Origin of the sequence: Corallococcus exercitus, assembly GCF_003611585.1 — a bacterium.
Taxonomy (GTDB): Bacteria; Myxococcota; Myxococcia; order Myxococcales; family Myxococcaceae; genus Corallococcus; species Corallococcus exercitus.
In genome coordinates, this window is sequence record NZ_RAVW01000681.1 from 1 (window position 1) to 3041 (window position 3041).

At 69.1% G+C, this 3041-nt stretch carries 3 protein-coding genes; 1 reads left to right on the plus strand and 2 read right to left on the minus strand.

The features are described from left to right. Window positions 1–825: response regulator (locus D7W79_RS40760; protein WP_147442323.1), on the plus strand; the 825-nt coding region annotated here is incomplete at its 5' end. A gap of 5 nt (window positions 826–830) precedes the next feature. Here the strand turns inward: D7W79_RS40760 and D7W79_RS43410 are convergent. Further along, window positions 831–1055 (minus strand): hypothetical protein, encoded by a 225-nt coding sequence (locus D7W79_RS43410; protein WP_147442324.1) that lies wholly within the window; start codon window positions 1053–1055, stop codon window positions 831–833. 649 nt (window positions 1056–1704) lie between these two features. Beyond that, window positions 1705–3041, minus strand: a 1337-nt coding sequence (locus D7W79_RS40765; RefSeq protein ID WP_147442325.1) for an amidohydrolase family protein, incomplete at its 5' end; no start/stop codon positions are given.

Consider the following 3041-nt stretch of genomic DNA (forward strand, 5'->3'; position numbering starts at 1 on the left):
GTGGAGGGCGGGCGGGAGACCATCCTCGCGGTGGAGGACGACGCGGACGTGCGCGCGACGGTGGTGGAGCTCCTGACGGAGCTGGGCTACCGGGTGCTGCGCGCGGTGGACGGGCAGAGCGCGCTGTCCATCCTGAAGAGCGGCGTGGCGGTGGACCTGCTCTTCACGGACGTGGTGATGCCGGGACCGGTGCGCAGCCCGGAGCTGGCGCGGCAGGCGAAGGCGCTGCAGCCGGACATCGAGGTGCTCTTCACGTCGGGCTACACGGAGAACGCCATCGTGCACGGCGGCCGGTTGGATCCGGGCGTGAACCTCTTGTCCAAGCCGTACCGGCGCGAGGACCTGGCGCGCAAGGTGCGGGCGCTGCTGGACCTGCGGCGGCAGCGACTGCTGATGCCGAAGCTCCAGTGGCCGGAGCGGGCCGTGGAGCATTCGACGGCGACGCAGGAGGCCGCGCGGCGGATGCACGTGCTGCTGGTGGAGGACGACGAGGACATCCGCGCGTCCGCCAGCGAGCTGCTGGGATTGCTGGGGCACGCGGTGATGCCGGTGTCGAGCGCGGAGGAGGCGCGGGTGGCGTTGGCGGCGGAGCCGTTCGACGTGCTCTTCACGGACGTGACGCTGCCGGGCATGTCAGGCGTGGAACTGGCGCGCGAGGTGGCGCTGCGCAAGCCCGCCATGCGCATCATCATCGCGTCCGGCCATGGGCGCGCGGCGCTGGACGGGGATCCGCAGCAGTGGCTGGGCGTGGTGGTGCTGCCCAAGCCCTACGCGCTGCCGCAGATTCAACAGGCCCTGGCCCAGGTGGCCACGACGGCCCGCTGAGGGCTTTAGCGGCGCTGGCGCTCCAGGAAGGCCAGCAGGCCTTCCGTGTTGCGGCGCTCGTGGTCTTCCAGGGACGGCAGGTACTCGCGGACCTCCGCGAGCATGGCCTCCGCCGCGGGCAGGTCCGCGGGGGAGACCTTGTAGGCCCACTGCCAGTACTCCGCGGCCGTGTACGAGTACATCGTCGTATCTAGCGGATGCCGGAGATAGGCGCGTAGCGCGCCACGCACGATCCGCGGGGTCTGCCCCCAATGCGCGGCGCAGAAGAACACCATCCTGGCGAGATCCCGGCGAAGCGCGGCCGACGGAACCCGTCCCGCATGACGCCGCTCCACTTGCTTGAGACCGGCGCGGAAGCGTGGCCAGTCTCTTGGGGCAAGCCCACTCGTCTCCTCTACATCCAGAATGTAGGCATGCCAGCTCGGCTCACGGAAGGACGGATCCGAGAACGCTTTTCTTATTTTCGCGGGCATCTCAGCGGCGTCCCGTTCCAGGTGTAGACGGAATTAGGCCAGAACCCGTTGGCCATGCAGTAGGACCGGCACGAGTCACAGCGGCTCTCTCCCTTCACGCGTCCAGGCTCGCTATCTCCGCCCATATCCGTACAGCGAACATAGTCGTCGGTGCAGGACTTCCGGACACGTTCGGCTTCCTCCTTCCGCGTCTCCTCACCCGCCCCAGGTGGAGGCAACGGGTTCGGATTCCGGGGCCGAGGCGGCTTCATCGCCTCCACCGTCTCGCACGCCGCCGCCGAGCCCTCCTTGCACTGACAATCCACGGTGCTGACGCAGCCCGGCCCGGGCCCAGGGCCCATGGATTGACGGAACTGCCGCGGGCTGCCTGCGCAGCCCGCGACCGCTCCCAACAACACCACGACGCCTAATCGCATACCTGTTCGTTGGCGTGCGTGGAGGCCCGGGGGCTCCAGCCCTCGTTGCCGTCCTTCTCGAAGTAGAACTTCGCGCGCGTGCGCTGCCGCGTGCCCACTTCGTTCAGCGTGTTCGCGTCGTACAGGCGCCCGTTCACCATCGTGTAGCGCACCGTGCGGCTGTTGGAGATGTCCTCCAGCGGGTTCTTGTCCAGCACCACCAGGTCCGCCAGCTTCCCCACCTCCAGCGAGCCCAGGTCCTTGTCCATGCCCAGGTGCCGCGCGCCGTTCAGCGTGCCCACGCGCAAGGCCTGCATCGGCGACATACCGCCCTGCACGAACATCGCCAGTTCCCAGTGCGCCGCCAGGCCTTCACGCTGACCGTGCGCGCCCAGCTGCACGCTCACGCCCAGGTCGTTCAGCTCCTTCGCCACGCGGGCCACGTTCTGGTGGTTGAACTCCTCGTCGGGAATCATCACGCGGCGCCGCGAGCGCCCGTCCACCACGCGCCGGGGCACGAAGGACAACAGGCGCGTGTCCTCCCAGACGTTCGTCTTCTGGTACCAGTAGTTCTCCCCCATGAGCCCGCCGTAGGCCACGCCCAGCGTCGGCGTGTAGTCCACCTTCGTGCCCTTCCAGAGCTGGCGCACGTCGTCGTAGATGCGCGCCACCGGCAGCGAGTGCTCCAGCCCCGTGTGCCCGTCCACCACCATGGTCAGGTTGTGCTGGAGCAGCGAGCCGCCCTCGGGCACCACCAGCATGTCCAGCTCGCGCGCGGCCTGGAGGATCTTCTGCCGTTGGTCGCGCCGGGGCTGGTTGTAGCTCTTCACGCTGAACGCCCCCAGCGCCTTCATCCGCCGCAGGTGCCGGCGCGCGTCGTCCAGCGTGTCGATTTCGACGTGCGCGTCCGCGCTCGCCGCACCGTACAGGATGGTGCCCGTGGAGAAGATGCGCGGCGACGTCAGCATCCCCGCCTTGCCCAGCTCGCTCGCGGCGAAGATGGTCTCCGAGTGGTTCGACGGGTCGTGCAGCGTCGTCACCCCGAACGCCAGCGACGCCGCCTGCACCCAGCTCTGCTCCGGCATCAGCCCGTCCACGCCCATGGCCCCGTGCCAGTGCACGTCCACCAGACCCGGCATCAGCGTCTTGCCCTTCACGTCCACAATCTTCGCGGACGCGGGCACGTCCACCTTCCCCACCGGGCCCAGCGCCACGATGCGGTTGCCCTTCACCACCACCACGCCCTCCTCCACCACCTGCTCGCCCTTCATCGTGACGAGCCGCCCGCCCACCAGCGCCAGCACCCCCTCCGGCACGTCCGACTTCGCGGAGAACGCCACGTCCACCC